The 15,212-nt window shown below is 61.5% G+C and carries 17 protein-coding genes; 11 read left to right on the top strand and 6 right to left on the bottom strand.

Annotation, left to right across the window (positions count from 1 at the left end):
* Positions 1-10: 10 nt before the first annotated feature.
* On the top strand, positions 11-931 hold the full coding sequence (locus ACR0JW_RS08635) for a LysR family transcriptional regulator (RefSeq protein WP_170678233.1): 921 nt from the start codon (positions 11-13) through the stop codon (positions 929-931).
* Positions 932-1,143: 212 nt separating this feature from the next.
* On the opposite strand, the gene uraH is transcribed toward ACR0JW_RS08635, so the two are convergent.
* Positions 1,144-1,500, bottom strand: coding sequence for a hydroxyisourate hydrolase (gene uraH, locus ACR0JW_RS08630; protein WP_170678585.1), 357 nt, complete (start codon positions 1,498-1,500; stop codon positions 1,144-1,146).
* A gap of 169 nt (positions 1,501-1,669) precedes the next feature.
* Between uraH and puuE the strand changes: the two genes are divergently transcribed.
* From puuE to ACR0JW_RS08615, 3 genes are all read left to right on the top strand, one after another.
* Positions 1,670-3,088, top strand: coding sequence for an allantoinase PuuE (gene puuE / locus ACR0JW_RS08625; protein ID WP_170678231.1), 1,419 nt, complete (start codon positions 1,670-1,672; stop codon positions 3,086-3,088).
* On the top strand, positions 3,085-3,570 hold the full coding sequence (locus ACR0JW_RS08620; RefSeq protein WP_170678229.1) for an ureidoglycolate lyase: 486 nt from the start codon (positions 3,085-3,087) through the stop codon (positions 3,568-3,570). The genes puuE and ACR0JW_RS08620 overlap by 4 nt, the downstream gene beginning before the upstream one ends.
* A gap of 63 nt (positions 3,571-3,633) precedes the next feature.
* Positions 3,634-5,061 (top strand): nucleobase:cation symporter-2 family protein, encoded by a 1,428-nt coding sequence (locus ACR0JW_RS08615; RefSeq protein ID WP_170678226.1) that lies wholly within the window; start codon positions 3,634-3,636, stop codon positions 5,059-5,061.
* Between the two features lie 41 nt (positions 5,062-5,102).
* On the opposite strand, the gene ACR0JW_RS08610 is transcribed toward ACR0JW_RS08615, so the two are convergent.
* The 3 genes from ACR0JW_RS08610 to ACR0JW_RS08600 form a co-directional block, all read right to left on the bottom strand.
* A complete protein-coding gene (locus ACR0JW_RS08610) occupies positions 5,103-6,089 on the bottom strand; it encodes a glyceraldehyde 3-phosphate dehydrogenase NAD-binding domain-containing protein (RefSeq protein ID WP_170678224.1) in 987 nt (328 codons plus the stop codon).
* A gap of 54 nt (positions 6,090-6,143) precedes the next feature.
* A complete protein-coding gene (locus ACR0JW_RS08605; protein WP_170613375.1) occupies positions 6,144-6,467 on the bottom strand; it encodes a hypothetical protein in 324 nt (107 codons plus the stop codon).
* 91 nt (positions 6,468-6,558) lie between these two features.
* Positions 6,559-7,392 carry a bifunctional allantoicase/(S)-ureidoglycine aminohydrolase gene (locus ACR0JW_RS08600; protein ID WP_170678222.1) on the bottom strand — a complete coding sequence of 278 codons (834 nt, stop codon included), beginning with the start codon at positions 7,390-7,392 and terminating at the stop codon, positions 6,559-6,561.
* 178 nt (positions 7,393-7,570) lie between these two features.
* On the opposite strand from ACR0JW_RS08600, the gene ACR0JW_RS08595 reads away from it, so the two are divergent.
* A complete protein-coding gene (locus ACR0JW_RS08595) occupies positions 7,571-7,924 on the top strand; it encodes a hypothetical protein (RefSeq protein ID WP_170613371.1) in 354 nt (117 codons plus the stop codon).
* 15 nt (positions 7,925-7,939) lie between these two features.
* Here the strand turns inward: ACR0JW_RS08595 and ACR0JW_RS08590 are convergent, their stop codons facing one another.
* Positions 7,940-8,875 (bottom strand): 2-hydroxyacid dehydrogenase, encoded by a 936-nt coding sequence (locus tag ACR0JW_RS08590; protein WP_170825121.1) that lies wholly within the window; start codon positions 8,873-8,875, stop codon positions 7,940-7,942.
* Between the two features lie 158 nt (positions 8,876-9,033).
* On the opposite strand from ACR0JW_RS08590, the gene ACR0JW_RS08585 reads away from it, so the two are divergent.
* The 3 genes from ACR0JW_RS08585 (at position 9,034) to ACR0JW_RS08575 (ending at position 11,469) form a co-directional block, all read left to right on the top strand.
* The gene (locus tag ACR0JW_RS08585) at positions 9,034-9,834 is read left to right on the top strand and encodes a thioesterase family protein (protein ID WP_170678216.1); all 801 of its coding nucleotides are present in this window, start codon (positions 9,034-9,036) and stop codon (positions 9,832-9,834) included.
* A 73-nt stretch (positions 9,835-9,907) separates the two neighbouring features.
* On the top strand, positions 9,908-10,555 hold the full coding sequence (locus ACR0JW_RS08580) for a DUF1007 family protein (RefSeq protein WP_170678214.1): 648 nt from the start codon (positions 9,908-9,910) through the stop codon (positions 10,553-10,555).
* A complete protein-coding gene (locus tag ACR0JW_RS08575) occupies positions 10,540-11,469 on the top strand; it encodes a HoxN/HupN/NixA family nickel/cobalt transporter (protein ID WP_170678212.1) in 930 nt (309 codons plus the stop codon). The genes ACR0JW_RS08580 and ACR0JW_RS08575 overlap by 16 nt, the downstream gene beginning before the upstream one ends.
* Before the next feature lies 1 nt (position 11,470).
* Here ACR0JW_RS08575 and truA read toward each other — a convergent pair whose 3' ends face one another.
* Positions 11,471-12,238, bottom strand: coding sequence for a tRNA pseudouridine(38-40) synthase TruA (gene truA, locus ACR0JW_RS08570; protein WP_170678209.1), 768 nt, complete (start codon positions 12,236-12,238; stop codon positions 11,471-11,473).
* 113 nt (positions 12,239-12,351) lie between these two features.
* Here truA and ACR0JW_RS08565 point away from each other — a divergent pair, with 113 nt between their 5' ends.
* Genes ACR0JW_RS08565 through ACR0JW_RS08555 form a run of 3 tightly spaced genes read left to right on the top strand, consistent with a single transcriptional unit; the run spans position 12,352 to position 15,201 of the window.
* Positions 12,352-13,767, top strand: coding sequence for a YcjX family GTP-binding protein (locus tag ACR0JW_RS08565; protein ID WP_170678583.1), 1,416 nt, complete (start codon positions 12,352-12,354; stop codon positions 13,765-13,767).
* Complete coding sequence (locus tag ACR0JW_RS08560; RefSeq protein WP_170678207.1) at positions 13,764-14,219, top strand: GNAT family N-acetyltransferase; 456 nt, start codon at positions 13,764-13,766, stop codon at positions 14,217-14,219. The genes ACR0JW_RS08565 and ACR0JW_RS08560 overlap by 4 nt, the downstream gene beginning before the upstream one ends.
* Positions 14,212-15,201 (top strand): YcjF family protein, encoded by a 990-nt coding sequence (locus tag ACR0JW_RS08555; RefSeq protein WP_170678205.1) that lies wholly within the window; start codon positions 14,212-14,214, stop codon positions 15,199-15,201. Before ACR0JW_RS08560 ends, ACR0JW_RS08555 begins: the two co-directional genes overlap by 8 nt.
* The last annotated feature ends 11 nt before the right edge of the window (positions 15,202-15,212 follow it).

Here is a 15,212-nt window from a genome sequence, read left to right as displayed (position 1 = left end):
AATCGATAAGATGTCCTATCTCGAGAACATCCGTACCTTTGTCCGTGTCTATGATCTGGGCAGCATGTCCGCTGCGGGTCGAGACCTGCGGATCTCCCCTGCCGTAACCTCGGCCCGGATTTCCCAGCTTGAGGATCATCTGGGCGTGCGTCTGTTTCAACGCACCACGCGAAACCTCAGTCCGACCGAACAGGGTCGCGCCTTTTATCCCGGTGCGGTCGCGGTTCTGGATGCGGTGGATGAGGCCGAGGCGAAGGTTGTCCATCTGACCGAAGCGCCAAGGGGATCGCTATTCGTTGCGGCGCCGTTGGGGGTTGGCCGCCGATTGCTGGCCCCGCATGTGCCTGATTTTCTGTTGGAATACCCTGAGATTGACGTGCGCCTGCGGCTGACGGACAGGTCGGTGGATCTGACCACCGAAGGCCTGGATCTGGCATTTTTCATTGGCCAGCCCGAGGACAGCACCCTGCGGATCAGAAAGATCGCGGATTGCCAGCGGGTGCTATGCGCCGCGCCGGATTACGTGGAACGCAGGGGCATGCCGCAGACCGGCGCGGACCTGGTTTCGGACAAGCATGAGTGTCTGAACCTTCGTTTCCCCGGCGCGACAGAGTTCCAATGGCTGCTGGAAACACCCGAGGGCCCGAAGCGATACGCTGTATCAGGTCGCTTCGAATGCGATGACGGCGATGTTTTGACCGATTGGGCGTTGTCCGGGCAGGGGATTGCGATGAAACCCGCCTTTGAAGTGGCGGAGCATCTGAAAGCGGGCCGTTTGGTGGCCGTTGCGACGCAGACGCCGCCGGTGCCTGTGCAGATGGCATGCCTCTATACCCATCGCCGCCATCAGGACCCCAAGGCGCGGTTGTTTATGGATTTCATGATCTCGCGTATCGGCAAGGTCGTGCGCAGCTCGCAAGCGACGGGATGAGCCGATGCTCCCGCCACGGTTTGCGCCTTGCAGGCGCTGAACTGCGTTGGGCGTGGCGCCGCGGCAAAGCCGCGGCGCGGTTGCGACCTCTATCAAGTCGGGTAACAGTGTTTCAGGGCTAATCCGCACAGCGCCTGCAAGGGGCAGTGCCCGGCCCAACGGAAGGCGACCCTGAAAGGGTCGGCGACGGGCGGCAGGCGCGCGGAAAGCGGTCAGCTGCCCCGGTAAGTCGAATACCCGTAGGGGGAAAGCAGCAGCGGTACGTGATAATGTGCCTCGGCATCGGACATGCCGAACCGAATGGGAACCTGATCCAGAAACAGCGGATCCTCTGCCGCCTGCCCGGTTGCGCGCAGGTAGTCACCGGCAAAAAAGATCAGCTCGTAAGTTCCGGTTTCAAAGTCTTCCTGCGGCAGGATGGGGCTGTTGGTGCGCCCGTCGGAATTTGTCTCCATCTCGACCAGTTTGCGATGGGAGTTTCCCGACACCTGATACAGTGCAATTTTCAGACCTTCCGCCGGGCAGCCGCGCGCCGTGTCCAGAACATGGGTTGTCAGGTAGCCTGCCACAGTGATCTCCTTTGACTGTTTCATCGGGTTTGCCACAGTGTGGCGCAAACATCAAAATGGTGGAAATGCCGAAACAACCGGAAACAGCGTTCGGATTGATTTGATAATCGGATACGAATTTTTAGGCTATTGCATTAATCAGGAAGTTAAACCCGGAACGGAAGACGACATGCAGCCCCCTCGTTACCCCCGCGATATGATCGGATACGGAGCCACCCCGCCCAATGCCAATTGGCCCGGTGGTGCAAGGATCGCGGTGCAGATCGTGCTCAACTACGAAGAGGGCGGCGAGAACTGCGTATTGCACGGCGACAGCGCGTCCGAGGCCTTCCTGTCCGAAATCGTCGGCGCTGCGCAATGGCCAGGGCAACGTCACTGGAACATGGAATCGATCTATGAATACGGATCACGGGCCGGGTTCTGGCGCCTGCACCGATTGATGAAAGATCTGCCGATCACGGTTTATGGGGTCGCTACCGCACTGGCCCGCTCACCCGATCAGGTGGCCGCGATGAAGTCGGCAGGGTGGGAGATCGCGAGCCACGGATTGAAATGGGTGGAACACAAGGACATGCCCGAGGCCGAGGAACGGGCCCAGATTGCCGAAGCTGTGCGCCTGCATACCGAAGTCGTGGGTGAGCGCCCGCGCGGCTGGTACACCGGTCGGTGCTCGGAAAACACAGTAAGGCTGGCGGCAGAAGAAGGCGGGATGGCCTATGTCGCGGATACCTATGCCGATGACCTGCCGTACTGGACCCGGTTCGGTGATCGGCATCAGTTGATCGTGCCCTACACCCTGGATTGCAACGATATGCGCTTTGCAACGCCACAAGGGTTCAATTCAGGCGATCAGTTCTTCTCCTACCTCAAAGACAGTTTTGATGCGCTTTATGCCGAAGGCGGGGCCGGGGCGCCAAAAATGCTGTCGATTGGGTTGCACTGCCGGTTGATTGGGCGTCCGGGCCGGGTGATGGCCCTAAAACGGTTCCTGGATTACGCGCGCGGGTTTTCGGATGTGTGGTTCGCCACGCGCCTGCAGATCGCCGAACACTGGGCAGCGCATTACCCACCCACACCGCGCGCAAGGCCGACCGAGATGGGCCGGGACGACTTTGTGGCCAGCTATGGCGGCATATTCGAACACTCAGCCTGGATCGCCGAGCGCGCCTTTGATCTGGAACTGGGTCCGGCGCATGACACGGCGGGCGGCCTGCACAATGCCCTGGCCCGCATGTTCCGCTCGGCCACTGAATCGGAACGGCTTGGCGTGCTGACAGCGCATCCCGATCTCGCGGGCAAGCTTGCGCAGGCCAAGCGTCTGACCCAGGAAAGCACGTCCGAGCAGGCCTCGGCCGGGCTGGATGCGCTGACCGACGATGAACGTGCGACTTTCACGGATCTGAACCAGTCCTACACGGACAAATTCGGATTCCCTTTCATCATCGCGGTTCGGGATCACAACAAGGCATCGATTCTGGAAGCGTTCAAACGGCGGATCGGGCAGGACCGGGACACTGAATTTGCGGAAGCCTGTCGACAGGTCGAACGGATCGCCGAGTTCCGTCTGCGGGATGTGTTGCCGTCATGAGCAATCGGATCGGCCTTCAGCCGCTGACCGCTGATGCGTTTGCCCCATACGGCGATGTGATCGACGTTGCGGGTGAGCCGGACAAGATCATAAATCAGGGCCAATGTGGTCGGTATCATGACCGGGCAGCTCTGGATTTTGCCGACGGGCGCGCCGGGATCAGCCTGTTCAACGCCAACCCACGGGCACTGCCCTATACGCTCGACATGGTCGAACGGCACCCCGAGGGCAGCCAGGCCTTTATCCCGATGACCCACCAGCCCTTTCTGGTGATCGTCGCGCCGGACGCCGATGGCAAGCCCGGGCGACCGCTGGCTTTTGTGACCCGGCCGGGGCAGGCGGTGAATTACCTTCGCGGCACCTGGCACGGGGTCCTGACGCCGCTCCACGCCCCCGGCCTGTTTGCCGTCGTCGACAGGATCGGCGCAGGCGCAAATCTTGAAGAATTCTGGTTCGACACGCCCTATCAGGTCGTGCCGTAGCCAGTTGAAGCCGCAGGATAAGCGGTAAGACCCCCATGAAATCTGACAGGGAGGACAGTACTCATGGCCGACACTTCGATCGGTACGCCCGAACAGCTTCGGGATCCGAACTATACACCCGCATTACACAAGGCGGTTCCCCTTGGGATACAGCACGTTCTGGCGATGTTCGTGTCCAATGTGACGCCCGCGATCATCGTCGCGGGCGCGGCGGGATTCGGATTTGGATCAAATTCGCCCGATTTCCCGGAGCTACTTTATCTGATCCAGATGTCCATGCTGTTTGCCGGGGTCGCTACCCTGCTGCAGACGGTGACACTTGGTCCGGTCGGGGCGGCCTTGCCCATCGTTCAGGGAACAAGCTTTGCCTTTCTGCCCATCATGATCCCGCTTGTGGCCGGTAAGGGCGTCGATGGGCTGGCTGCCCTGTTCGGCGGCGTTCTGATCGGTGGCCTGTTTCACGCCAGCCTCGGGGCGGTGATCGGTAAGATCCGGTTTGCGCTGCCGCCTCTGGTGACCGGGCTGGTCGTAACCATGATAGGTCTGGCGCTGGTCAAGGTAGGTATTCAATACGCGGCTGGCGGCGTTCCGGCGATTGGCACGCCGGAGTACGGCTCGGCCCTGAACTGGTCGGCGGCTCTGGTCGTGATCTTCGTGACCCTTGCGCTCAAGTTCTTTACACGCGGGATGCTGTCGGTTTCGGCGGTGCTGATCGGTCTGGCTGCCGGCTACGTATACGCGCTGATGGTTGGCATGGTGACATTTGAGGCAATCGGTTCAAGCTGGAGCCGCGCCTCGGCCTTCGCATTGCCGATGCCGTTCAAATACGGGTTCGAGTTTTCGTTCGCTGCCGTGATCGGGTTCTGTCTGATGGCCTTTGTTTCGGCCATCGAAACCGTGGGCGATGTGTCCGGTGTGACCAAGGGCGGTGCCGGGCGTGAAGCCACCGACAAGGAGATTGCCGGTGCAACCTATGCGGATGGTTTTGGCTCGGCGGTTGCCGGAGTGTTCGGCGGGTTGCCCAACACGTCGTTCAGCCAGAATGTCGGGCTGATCGCCATGACCGGCGTCATGAGCCGCAATGTCGTGACCATTGGTGCGCTGTTTCTGATCCTGTGCGGGCTGGTCCCCAAGGTCGGGGCCATCATCCGCACCGTTCCGATCGAAGTGCTGGGCGGCGGTGTGATCGTCATGTTCGGGATGGTTGTGGCCGCCGGTATTTCCATGCTGTCCGATGTGGACTGGAACCGGCGCAATATGGTGATCTTTGCCATCTCGTTGTCCATCGGATTTGGGCTGCAACTGGAACCGGATGCGGTCCAGCACTTGCCGGAAACTTTGGGCATCTTGATGAAAAGTGGGCTTTTGCCTGCTGCGGTCATCGCAATTGTGCTGAATCTGATCCTGCCCGAAGAACTGGCGGATGAGGCCACCGAAGAGGTGTCAGGCGGAATGGCCGGGCATGGCTCGGGCAGCTTGCCCCACGACTGATCCGTGAATCGCAGCCCGCCGTTTGGCGGGCTGCGTCGACTTCAGCTTGCCGCCATCAGGCGCGCGACATCCAGCATTCGGGCCGAAAAGCCCCATTCATTGTCATACCAGCCAAACACCCTGACCTGCCTGTTTCCCACCATGCGAGTTTCGGGGCCCGCGATCACAAGCGACTCGGGTCGCGTTCGCAGATCGGATGAGACCAGAGGCAGGTCCGTCCAGCCCAGAACAGGCGAGTTTTCGGCCGCTGCGCGCAGCTTTGCGTCAAACACCTCGGGGCTCATCTCGTTTTCCAGGGTCACGATCAGGTCTACGGCCGAAACGCTGGCGGTGGGTACGCGCACCGCGGCGCCCGAGATGCGACCGGCCAGATGAGGCATGACTTCGTCAATCAGATGCGTGGCACTGGTTGTGGTTGGAACCATGGACAGCGCACCCGCACGCGAGCGTGCAAGATCGCCGCGCGGCGCGTCCACCATCGGCTGGCTGTTTGTGTAGCAATGGATCGTTGTCATATGGGCCGCGGTGATGCCGCCGATCCCATCCAATACCCGCACCAGCGGAGCCAGCCCGTTGGTGGTACAGGACGCGTTCGAAACGATCCGGGCGTTGCCCAGCTGGTCTTCGTTTGCGCCCAGTACGATCGTGACTTCGGTCGCGGGCGAGGGGCCGGAGATCAGCACCTTGCTGGCCCCGGCAGTCAATCCTCGGCTGGCAACATCGGACGTGCGTGCGATGCCTGTGCAGTCCAGCAGGACATCGACCCCGGATAGATCCACACGGGTCAGATCCTCGCTGTGGGTCATCGGAACCCGGTGCCCGTCCACGATCAGGGTGTCACCTTCAGCCAGGACCGTTCCGGCGTAAGGGCCAAAGGTGCTGTCGTATTTGAACAGATAGGCGCAGGTCTCAAGCGGGGCGATATCGTTGATCAGCACCAGCTCGACATTGCTGTCTTCCGGCAAGGCCAGAACCTGCCGCAGAATTGTGCGGCCGATACGGCCGAATCCGTTGATCGCGAGTTTCATGGGCAAGCTATGGCAGGCTGACCGGGCGATCTCAATGCCCGTTTCGATACCGTTCTAACCGCAGGAGACCTGCGAGAAAAACTGGCCCGAGATGTTCTGATACATGCTTGAGCGGATAACCTTGCAACCCGTTGCCTGCTGGATCGCCGCTATGGCTTGTATCGTCCGCAGGCGCGGCGGCGGACCAAAGGGGTTCAGATTGTTGTTGTCCCGTGTGGCGCGGTAAATGACCGGAGCGTCTGAAACCTGTGTCACAGCCCATGTACGGCTCATGACAAATACGGATTTGGTTTCTTCCCTGGCCGCAACAGGTGCGGCATCGAACGCCGTCAGGCCGATAACGGCCGCAAGCGCAAACATCGTTCCGCGAAATAACATGGTGCAATCTCCAGTACTATAACCCGAGGATATTTCACCAGATTCAGACGCTTCTGTGAACCCCTGACAGGCAAATGACCATTCTACCCGTTTAACGCCGCGACAGGTTCAGCGGCATGTGCCGGTTAACGTCCTTGTAAAGCAGATAGCGGAACCGCCCCGGGCCGCCTGCGTAACAGGCTTGCGGGCAGAAAGCGCGCAGCCACATGTAATCTCCGGCCTCGACCTCGACCCAGTCTTGGTTGAGCCTGTAGACGGCCTTGCCCTCCAACACGTAAAGCCCGTGCTCCATCACGTGGGTTTCGGCAAAGGGGATCACGCCGCCGGGTTCGAAGTTGACGATGTTGACATGCATGTCGTGACGCAGATCCTGCGGGTCGGCAAAGCGGGTCGTCGACCAGCGCCCTTCGGTGCCGGGCATTTCGATGGGGGTCACGTCGCGTTCATTGGTGATGATTGGGTCGGGCGCGGGCAGGCCGGGGACGGCCTCGTAAGCCTTGCGGACCCAGTGGAATCTTGTCACTTCATCTGCTCGGTTGTGCAGCGTCCAGTCCGAACCCGGCGGGATGTAGGCGTAGCCACCGGTTTCAAGGACATGAACTTCGCCGCCAAGGGTCAGAGTGACAGTGCCCTGGACCACAAAGATCACCCCCTGGGCCTGCGCGTCGGTTTCGGGGCGATCAGATCCGCCGCCGGGCTGAACCTCCATAATGTACTGCGAAAAGGTCTCGGCAAATCCGCTGAGCGGGCGCGAGAGCACCCATAGACGCGTGCCTTCCCAGAATGGCAGGTAACTGGTGACGATGTCGCGCATGGTGCCCTTGGGGATCACCGCGTATGCGTCGGTGAACATGGCGCGGTCTGTCAGAATCTGGTCCTGGCCGGGATGCCCGCCGGATGGGGCGTAATAAGTCGGATGTGCCATCGAATGCCTCTGGTTCGTATCGATCGCACTATGCTGGCAATAAACCGGCGGTCCTAGCGCCTGTGTTGCGATAGGTTTGTTCGGGATAATTTGAAGGTGCGCGCCGTGGGGGGCTTGGCCACGGACCAGCGCGGGTATAGTCTTGGGACTAAATCTATTTCAGAACGGTGAGGCGAATATGAAGCCCTGGAAATTGGCAACCTTCGCAGCGGTAATGAGTTTTGGTCTGGGCGTTGCCGCAGACGCCAAACCGCTGTCCCGCATCATATCGGAGATGGGGCTGACCCCTGCGGATTTTGAAGTGGTAAATGCCACGGCGGACCAGTTGCTGACAGGCAGCGCGCGGGCCGGAGATGAGCGCAGCTGGGTCAATGACGCCACGGGGTCAAAGGGAACGATCCGGGTCCGGGATGTTCGCGGCAACTGCGTTCATCTGCAGCATTTCATTCAGCCCGAAGGCGCCGAGAGTTCCCGCGAGGTCAGAACGCGCAGATGCAAGGACGCCAGCGGCAACTGGATTCTGACGCCCTGACCATTTTGCGGCAGATCAGTAACCGCGCGCCCTGTCGACTTCGTGCAGCAGTGGCTGACCGCTGGTCAGGCGCCGGAAGTTCTCGGCCACATCGGACAATGCGTTGCCCAGATGCCAGCCCGACACATGCGGGGTGATCGTCACTTGGGGATGCCGCCATAACGGGTTGTCCGAAGGCAGGGGTTCTTGCGAGGTGACGTCCAGAACCGCATGACCCGGTGTGCCGCGATCCAGCGCCGCCATCAGCGCGGTTTCGTCGATCAGATCACCGCGTCCGGCATTCAGCAACTGGCTTCCGGGCTTCATCGCACCCAGAAGCGTTTCATCGAACAATCCGATTGTCTGAGGTGTCGATGGCAGGATGGCACAGACATGATCGCACTGCCCCAGCAGGTCGGGCAGCATGTTCTCGCCGTGCAGGCAGGTCACGCCCTCAATCTGCTTGGGCGAACGGCTCCATCCCATGACCTGGAACCCGACATCGCGCAGCATCCGGGCGGTTCGCGCACCGATATGGCCCAGCCCCAATACCCCGACCACCGTATCAGGGCTGAAGCCGGGCGCGCGCGGCGTCCATTCGGCTCGGCGCTGGGCGGCTTCATAGATTGCCATGTGCCGCTGCCGGCGCAACACATACGCCAGAAACCACTCGGCTATGCCCTGCGCCGGTGCATCCGGTTTCAGGCGGGTGATGCGGACATGATCGGGCAGGCCAGGATTGCTGACGATTGTCTCAACCCCGGCGCCGAGTTTCTGCACGAGTTTCAAATTCGGATAGCGCTTCGGCTGATCCTGGCGCAGGCCAACAAGCGCGATCATCGTGATGTCTGCGGCATCGCCAATCGTATCCGGGGTGCGCACGTCCGCGTCCGGATCGTGTCGCCGGATTTCGCGCGCAATATCATCATCGCTGATCCAGTCGGACAATCCGGTTTCAACCAACAATGCCATTTCGCACCCCCATGTGTTTCGATTTGAACGAATGACGTTCCGTCACCCAACTGGACATCTTTCGGGCAGCTAAGTCATTCTCGGTCCAAAGGTAAAGCCCGGTCCGTCGTCGGATCGCGGAAACATGATCGACAAATGACCCGTGGGATCCGACACCGATGACTGCCATGCCCAGCCAAAAGGCTTTCTTTGACGTTGACCCGGATGGCGTGTTTGTCGGCAACGACCCGGCGCGCGGACCGTGGTCCGCCGATCATTGTCATGCCGGCCCCGTTGCCGGTCTGATTGTCCGCGCGGCCGAGGCTGAAACAGGCCCCGAAAAGATGCTGACCCGGCTGACGGTGGACCTGATCCGGCCATTGCCGCTGGCGGGATTGCGGGTTGCCGCCGAGACCACCCGGCACACACGCACATTGGCGACAACACGGGTCACGGTGCACGATCTGGACAACACGCTGTGCGCAACGGCAACAACAATGCATCTTGTGCGCAAGAATCTGGGCGAGGTTCCCACGGCTGAGGTTCTTGCACCTGCATTTCATGATCTCGTGACCGGGGATTTTCCCTTGATGGAGTTGCGGCATGACCTGCACTGTTTTGCGCAGGCCGTGGACGTGGCCTATCCAAAAGGCGGCAATCAGGGCCTTGGTCCCAAGACGATCTGGTTGCGAACGCCGCATTTGCTTGGCACCGAACGGCCTTCGCCTGTTCAGTCGCTGTGTCCGCTGGCCGATTGCGGCAACGGTATCTCGTGCAACGTGCAACCTTCGGGCATGGGGTTTATGAACACGGACCTGACGCTGCACATCCACCGCGAACCTGTTTCGGACTGGTTGGCGGCCGAGTCGGTCTCGCACTGGCAGCCGAACGGAATCGGAATGTCGCAAGCGATCCTGTATGACACGCAGGGGCCAGTGGGTACGGCGTTGCAGACACTCGTTCTGCTTCCCCCGCGCTAGCGCAAGCGTCGGATGATGCGATCCACGTCGGAAGTGCATTGCCGCAATTGGTTTCGGCCCCTATGTTCTGGCCATGCGCTGGCTGATCACACTGTTAACCTGTTGCCTGCCGGTTTCGGCAATTCCGCACCCGCATGTCTATATCGACACCGGGCTGGAGTTCATTGTCGATGAGACGGGCCAATTGACTCATGTCCGCGTGACCTGGGTCTATGACGAATTCTATTCCCTTCTGGTTCTGGAAGACCTGAAACTCGATCAGGATGCAGACGGCGTGTTGTCCGAGGCCGAGCAGAAGGTTCTGACCGGTTTCGACATGCAATGGGTCGAAGGCTACAACGGCGATCTTGTCGTCACCGCAGGTGGAACGCCGGTTTCATTGACGGGGCCGTCAGAGCCGTCCGCGACTACCGAAGACGGGCGTATCGTGACAACTCATTTGCGCGAGGTCGAATCTGGCGGCGTATCGGCGGCGGACCTGTCCGCCAAACCTTTCGATGAGACCTTCTACACGGCCTACGAGGTCACGCGCCCGGTGACAATTTCCGGGCCGGATGGCTGCAAGATCGATCGCCATGAACCCGATATCGACGGACAACTGGCGCAGATGCAGGCCTTTCTGCTGACATTGGATGCAGATGTCGACCTTGAAGAAAACGATATCCCGCTTGTCGGGGAAAGCTTTGCGACCGAGATCCGCGTTTCATGTCCAAATTCCTGATCATTCCGGTCGCGCTGTCCTGTGCCTTGCTGTTGTGGTTCTGGGGCAGCGGCGGATTCGATCATCTTGCTGCCTGGGCTGCGGGTGAACAACGGGACTTCCAGAACCAGATCGCGCGTTCCCTGCGCGCCGCGCGCGCGGAACAGCCGGAAGCTGTCGCAACCCTGCTGACGGTTTGTTTCGCCTATGGGTTTTTCCACGCGATCGGCCCGGGACACGGCAAGGTTCTGATCGGCGGCTACGGGCTGGGCCGTCAGGTCGCTTTCTGGCGATTGTCCGCCATCAGTGTTCTGTCCAGTCTGGGGCAGGCGGTAACGGCGATCGTTCTGGTCTATGCCGGGGTGCTGGTGTTTCAGATGTCGCGCGAGTCCCTGATCGGGACAACAGAACAGGTGATGGCTCCGATCAGTTATGGGGCCATTGCGGCGATCGGGATGTGGCTTGTCCTGCGTGCGGTTCGCAGTTTTGCCCGACAGCATCGAAACTCACAGTCCTCCGCGCACCGTCATCATGACCACCATGATCACCACCACCACGATCACGGGGAGTGTTCCGAGTGCGGTCACCGCCATGGTCCAAGCCCCGAGGAAGTGGCGAATGTCGGCAGCCTGCGTGAGGCGTTGGTGCTGATCGCGGGGATCGCTGCGCGTCCCTGCACCGGCGCGCTGTTCGTGCTGATCCTGACTTGGCAGATGGGTATCGCAATGGTCGGCATCGCCGGGGCATTTGCCATGGCGCTGGGCACTGCGACGGTCACAACCCTTGTGGGCTGGACATCCTTCGGCTTGCGTGGAGGGCTTCTGGCTTCGGCCTCGGCCACGCGGTTCGTTTCCGTGCTGGCCCCGACTATCGAACTGGTGGCGGGTCTGATTATTGCAGTGATCGCAAGCGGGTTGCTGATGCGCGCGCTATAGGTCAGTCGAACACCGGTTCAGGGTATCCGACCCGCGCCAGGTAAAGGCCTTGCGGCGGGCAGACCGGGCCACAGGCAGCACGGTCAGCGGCCTCCAGCGCATCGCGCACATCTTCCGGGCTCCAGGCGCCCGCGCCGACCCGTTCCAGTGTGCCGACAAAGCTGCGAACCTGATTGTGCAGGAACGACCGCGCGCGCACGTGGAAGTGCACTTCGGGCCCTGAAAAGCCCTGAACCCGTTCAACCCGCAACTCATCCAGAGTTTTGACCGGGCTGGCCGCCTGACAGATCGACGAGCGGAAGGTCGTGAAATCATGCCGTCCGATCAGCATGTCCGCACCGGCCTGCATCGCGTCAATATCCAGCTGGTGGTTGATCTGCCAGACCTGACCGCTGTCATGGGTAGCCGGGGCGCGGCGCATCAGGATGCGGAACAGGTATTGCCGTTCGAGTGCTGAAAACCGGGCATGCCAGTCGTCATCCACCCGCGCAGCCTTCACGATGGCCACGGGTTGAGGCTTGAGGTGATAGTTCAGCGCCTCGGACAGGCGAAACGGATCCCAGTCTTTCACCAGATCGCAATGCGCCACCTGTCCCAACGCATGAACGCCCGCGTCTGTCCGCCCGGCGGCGGCAATTGTGTGCTCACCCGGCTGGATACGCGACAGTGCGGTCTCGATTGCGCCCTGCACGGACGGCAGGTCCTTTTGCCGCTGCCATCCGGCAAATGGTTCCCCCTGATATTCGACTTTCAGCGCGTATCTTGGCATGTGGCGCTGGTATCGCGCCGCGCCGGTCCGGGCAAGGGCCGGATTGGGAAAAGCTCTGGCAACCTCGGGGCTTGCTACCTATCTTGAGCAAAACAACCATGCGGGGCGGCGGATTGGTCATCTCATCACTGGCAGACAGTCTTGTGCGCGGTGTCGAATCCGTGGGCGACCGCGTGTCTGAAACCCTGTTCGAGCCGGTCATACGTCTGGGCGTCACCGGACTGGCGCGGTCCGGCAAAACGGTGTTTATCACCTCGCTTGTGGCCAACCTGCTGGATCGGGGCCGCATGACGGGACTGGTCGCCCAGCAGGAGGGGCGGATCAACGCCGCCTATCTGCAACCACAGCCTGATGACACGGTGCCCCGGTTCGACTTTGAATCTCATCTGTCCGACCTGACCGGCCCCGCGCCGCACTGGCCCGAGAGCACGCGCGCGGTTTCCGAACTGCGCCTGTCATTCAAGGCGCGCCCCGCCGGTTTGCTGGCCGGGTTGCAGGGACCGCGCACCGTTCATCTTGATATCGTGGACTATCCGGGGGAATGGCTGCTGGATCTGGCCCTGTTGGAGAAATCCTATGCGGAGTGGTCGCAGGGCACGCTGACCCGCATCGAAAACCGGTCCGAAGCAACAGATTTCCTGTCACGGATCGGGGCAACCGATCCCAATGACAACCACGATGAACCGACGGCTCAGGCACTGGCGGCGGCGTTCACGGATTATCTGAACGGGGCGCGGGACAGTGGGTACTACGACTGTACACCGGGGCGGTTCCTGTTGCCGGGCGACCTGGCCGGATCACCGGTTCTGACCTTTGCGCCGTTGCCGGTCGACGGCCCGTCGCGCAGGCGCTCGCTGCACCGCGAGATGGAACGGCGGTTCGAGGCGTACAAGTCGCAGGTGGTCAAACCGTTCTTCCGTGATCACTTCTCGCGCATCGACCGGCAGGTTGTGTTGGTCGATGCGCTGGGCGCAATTCACAAAGGCCCGAAGGCGGTCGAGGACATGCGCCGTGCGATGGCAGATATCCTGTCGGCTTTCCGTCCCGGCCGAAATGCGTGGCTCAGCCAGCTGCTGCTGGGCAAACGGGTCGAGCGTATTCTCTTTGCCGCCACCAAGGCCGATCATCTGCACCACTTGCAACACCCACGCCTGACCGCGATCATGGAGGCGCTGACGCGCGAAGCACAGGACAGGGCCAAATTCGCCGGAGCCGAGACCGCCGCCCTGTCACTTGCGTCGCTGCGTGCCACGACGGAAGACATGCGCAATCACAACGGGTCTGAACTGCCCTGCGTGCGTGGCACCCTGTTGGATACCGGGAACCAGGCTGCCTTTTATGCCGGGGATCTGCCGTCAGATCCCGCTCATCTGCTGGGCCCGGCCCGCGACGGGGCTGAGAACTGGCTGAACGATGATTTCGGTTTCATGACATTTGCCCCGGCGCATCTGACCCTTCGCCCCGGGGACGGGCCGCCGCACATCCGGCTGGACCGGGCCGCCCAGTTTCTGATCGGAGACCGCCTGTGACCGTAAAACTCCGCCCCGCCCGCAGTACGGATGCCGGCACGACCGGTGAAATCCTGCATGGATTCGCGCGCGAAAACGACTGGATGCCCGAGCTGCATTCCTGCGCTGAAACCATCGCGTTTTGCGGCAGGATGATCGATCAGGGTTGGGTCACAGTTGCCGAGACGGACAAGGGCGTCGTGGGGTTTCTGGCGCGTCATGGTGACGAGGTTCATTCCCTCTATCTTGCTGCTGCGGCGCGGGGGCAGGGGATTGGGCGGAAATTGCTGGACCGGGCTAAAACCGAACGATCTCAGCTGTCGCTGTACGCATTTGAGGCAAACAGGCCCGCGCTCAGGTTTTATGAGCGTCACGGATTTGTCGAGGTCGCGCGCGGCGACGGATCGGACAACGATGAAAGCCTGCCGGATATCAGGTTTGTCTGGAATGCGGAGGGCGGCAGCAATGGCTAAAGGCCCGGTTCTGATCGATCTGGAAGCGGATGAACCCGCTGCCGACGTAGCGCAGGCGCCGCCCGTTCCCGATGTTGCGCAGCCGCAAGGTCAGGCAATGCAGGCCGCGGCCCGGCTTGCGGCCCGAAAGCCTTCTGCCCTGTCCCGGTGGTTCTGGGGGCTGGCGCTGGCCGTTGTGGGCGCGGCGGTTTCGATTGCAGCGTGGGATTTTGCAACGTCGCTTGTGGCGCGTTCGCCTGTTCTGGGGTGGATCGTCACCGGGCTGATTGCGGCGCTGCTAATGGTGACGCTGATCATCGTGATCCGTGAACTGGCGGCTATTGGACGGTTGTCGCGCGTGGATGGAATGCGCCGCGCCGCCGATGCCGCGCTGGCCGAAGCTGATCTGGCGCAGGCGCGGGCGGTCACGAACCGGCTGGTCGCGTTCTACAAGGGCCGCGAAGACACGAGATGGGGCCGCGACAGGCTGGCCGAGCGCATGGGTGAGCAATTCGATGCCAGCGGTCTGCTGTCCCTTGCCGAGGACGAATTGCTTGCCCCGCTCGACGCTGCCGCCAGCCGTGAGGTCGAAGCCGCGGCCAGGCAGGTGGCCACCGTGACCGCGCTTGTACCGCTGGCGCTGGCGGATGTCGCAACGGCGATGCTGGCGTCCCTGCGGATGATCCGGCGCATTGCCGAAATCTACGGAGGCCGCGCCGGTTTTTTTGGCGGATGGCGTTTGACGCGGGCCGTCTTTGTGCATCTGATCGCCACAGGCGCCGTCGCTGTGGGTGATGATTTGCTGGAGCCGGTTCTGGGCGGCTCAGTCCTCAGCAAACTGTCCCGCCGTTTTGGTGAGGGTCTGGTAAACGGCGCGCTGAGCGCCCGTGTTGGCGTGGCCGCGATGGAAGTCTGCCGTCCGTTACCCTTTTCCAAACGGCACAAGCCGTCGACCCGCGGCATGATCCGGCGTGCACTGAGCGGCCTGTTCTCGAAAGATTGATCTGACGCAAG

It is taken from the genome of Ruegeria sp. BG6 (assembly GCF_056538465.1).
The sequence above is the reverse complement of the archived record's forward strand: the minus strand, read 5'-3'. Positions and strand labels throughout refer to the sequence as shown.

Coding starts and splice junctions, on each gene's coding strand:
- ACR0JW_RS08635 (WP_170678233.1), top strand. CDS start 11: ATGTCCTATCTCGAGAACATCCGTACCTTTGTCCGTGTCTATGATCTG.
- puuE (WP_170678231.1), top strand. CDS start 1,670: ATGCAGCCCCCTCGTTACCCCCGCGATATGATCGGATACGGAGCCACC.
- ACR0JW_RS08620 (WP_170678229.1), top strand. CDS start 3,085: ATGAGCAATCGGATCGGCCTTCAGCCGCTGACCGCTGATGCGTTTGCC.
- ACR0JW_RS08615 (WP_170678226.1), top strand. CDS start 3,634: ATGGCCGACACTTCGATCGGTACGCCCGAACAGCTTCGGGATCCGAAC.
- ACR0JW_RS08610 (WP_170678224.1), bottom strand. CDS start 6,089: ATGAAACTCGCGATCAACGGATTCGGCCGTATCGGCCGCACAATTCTG.
- ACR0JW_RS08605 (WP_170613375.1), bottom strand. CDS start 6,467: ATGTTATTTCGCGGAACGATGTTTGCGCTTGCGGCCGTTATCGGCCTG.
- ACR0JW_RS08600 (WP_170678222.1), bottom strand. CDS start 7,392: ATGGCACATCCGACTTATTACGCCCCATCCGGCGGGCATCCCGGCCAG.
- ACR0JW_RS08595 (WP_170613371.1), top strand. CDS start 7,571: ATGAAGCCCTGGAAATTGGCAACCTTCGCAGCGGTAATGAGTTTTGGT.
- ACR0JW_RS08590 (WP_170825121.1), bottom strand. CDS start 8,875: ATGGCATTGTTGGTTGAAACCGGATTGTCCGACTGGATCAGCGATGAT.
- ACR0JW_RS08585 (WP_170678216.1), top strand. CDS start 9,034: ATGACTGCCATGCCCAGCCAAAAGGCTTTCTTTGACGTTGACCCGGAT.
- ACR0JW_RS08580 (WP_170678214.1), top strand. CDS start 9,908: ATGCGCTGGCTGATCACACTGTTAACCTGTTGCCTGCCGGTTTCGGCA.
- ACR0JW_RS08575 (WP_170678212.1), top strand. CDS start 10,540: ATGTCCAAATTCCTGATCATTCCGGTCGCGCTGTCCTGTGCCTTGCTG.
- truA (WP_170678209.1), bottom strand. CDS start 12,238: ATGCCAAGATACGCGCTGAAAGTCGAATATCAGGGGGAACCATTTGCC.
- ACR0JW_RS08555 (WP_170678205.1), top strand. CDS start 14,212: ATGGCTAAAGGCCCGGTTCTGATCGATCTGGAAGCGGATGAACCCGCT.